Source organism: Planomonospora algeriensis, from assembly GCF_977012225.1.
In genome coordinates this window covers 1-2,885 of sequence record NZ_CDRNDK010000643.1, presented here as the reverse complement: position 1 = coordinate 2,885, position 2,885 = coordinate 1, and the positions used below count along the sequence as shown (strand labels likewise).

General features: G+C 73.3%; 3 protein-coding genes. 2 read left to right on the top strand and 1 reads right to left on the bottom strand.

The features are described 5' to 3' along the window. Window positions 1-1,172, bottom strand: a 1,172-nt coding sequence (locus ACWJ6R_RS33855) for a serine/threonine-protein kinase (RefSeq protein ID WP_449066122.1), incomplete at its 3' end; no start/stop codon positions are given. Window positions 1,173-1,328: 156 nt separating this feature from the next. Between ACWJ6R_RS33855 and rsmA the strand changes: the two genes are divergently transcribed. Then, entirely contained in the window at window positions 1,329-2,174 is an 846-nt protein-coding gene (rsmA, locus tag ACWJ6R_RS33850; RefSeq protein ID WP_449066121.1) for a 16S rRNA (adenine(1518)-N(6)/adenine(1519)-N(6))-dimethyltransferase RsmA, read from the top strand. Window positions 2,175-2,264: 90 nt separating this feature from the next. Then, the coding region (locus ACWJ6R_RS33845; protein ID WP_449066120.1) for a 4-(cytidine 5'-diphospho)-2-C-methyl-D-erythritol kinase at window positions 2,265-2,885 on the top strand (621 nt) is incomplete at its 3' end.

Genomic DNA, 2,885 nt, shown 5'->3' with positions numbered 1-2,885 from the left:
GTGGACGCGGTGTGCGCGGCGGGCGCGGTTTGTCCCGGGGGAGCCGAGGGGCCCGTGGAGGCCCCCGGCACCGTGGAGGCCCCCGGCACCGTGGAGGGCTCCGCGGGCGCGGGTGCGGCGGGGACCTGCAGGTCGAGGACGCTGAGCGTCAGCGTGGCGTCCGACTCGACGTTGGGCGGGGCCTGCCACGACTCGGCCAGCGCGTCGGTGGCGACCAGCGTGGGCGGGTCCACCGGGAGGGCCGCCGCGGGAGTCGGGGCCGCGATGCCGCCGCCGACCAGGGCGATCAGCAGGTCCTGGGCGGTCGGGCGCTGATAGGGGTCCATCGAGGTGGCCAGCCGGGCCAGGTCGTTCAGCGGGGCGGGGAGCGCGCCCAGGTCGGGCGGGCCGTTGAGCAGCCGGGAGGCCATGGTGATCATGTTCCCCCGGCCGTAGGGGTGGCGGCCGTTCCCGGCGTAGGCGACCAGGCAGCCCCAGGCGAAGACGTCGGCCGCCGGGGTGACCTCCTGGCCGCGCACCTGCTCCGGCGCCCACCAGCCGGGGCTGCCGAGCACCTCGCCGGACTTGGTGAAACCGGAGGTGGAGTCCAGCGCGCGGGCGATGCCGAAGTCGATCACGCGGGGCCCGGACAGCGACAGGATCACGTTGGCCGGCTTGAGGTCGCGGTGGACCAGTCCCGCCACGTGGATCGCGGCCAGCGCCGCGGCCACGCCGAGGGCCACGCCGTGCAGCGGGCCCGGTTCGAGCGCGCCGTGCTGGAAGATCTGCCGGGACAGGGGGGTGCCCGCGATGTACTCGGTCACCATGTACGGCCGGCCGTCGTCGGCGTTGCCGTTGTCGAGCACCTGGGCGGTGCAGAAGGAGGCCACCCGCCGGGCGTTCTCCACCTCCGCGTGGAACCGGGAGGCGAACCCCTCCTCGATCGCGAACTCCGCCTTGACCACCTTGACCGCGACCGGCCGCCCGGTCGGCGCCTGCGCCAGGTAGACGGTCCCCATACCGCCCTCGCCGAGGCGCCCGAGCAGGCGGTACGGCCCGATCCTCTCGGGATCGCCGGTGCGGAGCCCTTCGACACCCGGCTGGTTCACGGCCACCTCACTCAGAAGATCCTCGTCCCTCGAACCCTCGAATGAGCCCTCGAAGGCCGTCCCCCGGGGGACAACGGTATCCACAGTCGAACCTTTCGTGTCCAGGATGCGTCTTCGCACGGCATTCGATGCGCGAGACTTGTCGGATGGCATGGGGAGAGGGAAAGTGATCGGACGCGGACGAGACCGCGGGCACGGCGGGGTGCGCACCTGCGCCGCGCCCGGGGGCGGGGATCGAGCATGAGCCTGCTGGGCCCGGTGGAGATACGTAATCTTGCACAGAGGCTGGACATCCGCCCGACCAAGAAACTCGGCCAGAACTTCGTGATCGACGCCGGCACGGTGCGCAGGATCGTCCGGACCGCGGAGCTGCGCCCCGACGACGTGGTGATCGAGGTCGGCCCCGGTCTGGGCTCGCTCACCCTGGCCCTGCTGCCGGAGGTCCGCTCGGTGGTCGCGGTGGAGATCGACCCGGTCCTCGCCGCGCAGCTCCCGGCGACCGTCGCCGAGCACGCCCCCGAGCTGGCCGACCGGCTCACGGTGGTGCTCGCCGACGCCATGCGCGTCCTGCCGGAGGAGCTGCCGGCGGATCGGCCGACCGCGCTGGTGGCCAACCTGCCGTACAACGTCTCCGTGCCGGTGGTGCTGCACCTGCTGGAGGTCCTGCCCTCGCTCCGCAACGTCCTGATCATGGTCCAGTCGGAGGTGGCCGACCGGCTGGCGGCCGCGCCGGGCTCGAAGATCTACGGGATCCCCTCGGTGAAGGCGGCGTGGTACGCCGACGTCCGCCGCGCCGGCCCGGTCGGCCGCACGGTCTTCTGGCCCGTGCCCAACGTGGACTCCGGGCTGGTGGCGATGACCCGCCGGGAGCCTCCGGCGACCGGGGCGACCCGCGAGGAGGTCTTCGCCGTGGTGGACGCCGCCTTCGCGCAGCGCCGCAAGACCCTGCGCGCCGCCCTGGCCTCCTGGGCCGGTACGGCCGCCGCCGCCGAGAGCGCGCTGCGCGCCGCGGGGATCGATCCTTCGGAGCGCGGGGAGCAGCTCACGGTGGAAGATTTCGCCCGGATCGCTGAGAACCGCGCATAGCGTGATTTGTCGATGTGCTGGCGTGAGCGGGACGGTGCTCCCGTTACCATCGGTGACCATGCATGAGCAAGAGCCGGTGGAGGACGCATCATGGACTCCGTGACCGTCCGTGTCCCCGCCAAGGTCAACCTGCAGCTCGCGGTCGGGCCGCTCCGTGACGACGGCTACCACGACCTGGTCAACGTCTTCCACGCGGTCTCGCTCTTCGACGAGGTGACGGCCGTCGCGGAGACCGGGATGAGCGTCCGGGTCGAGGGCGAGTCCGCCGACCAGGTGCCCGAGGACGGCGACAACCTCGCGATCCGGGCCGCCGTCGCGCTGGCCCGGCACGCGGGCCGTTCGTACGGCGTGAGCCTGGCCATCCGCAAGGCGATCCCGGTGGCCGGCGGCATGGCCGGCGGCAGCGCCGACGCCGCGGCCGCGCTGGTCGCCTGCAATGAGCTGTGGGGCCTCGGCCTGCCGCTGGAAGATCTCATGGAGATCGCCGCCGACATCGGCAGCGACGTGCCGTTCGCGCTGCTCGGCGGGACCGCCGTCGGCACCGGCCGGGGCGAGCGATTGAGCCCGCTGGAGGCGGCCGGGCCGTTCCACTGGGTGTTCGCGCTGGCCGACGGCGGTCTGTCCACGGCGAAGGTCTACGCCGAGTGCGACCGCATCCGGGCCGAGGAGGGGTTGCCGGTCGCCGAGCCCCGGGCCGCCGGGCCGCTGCTG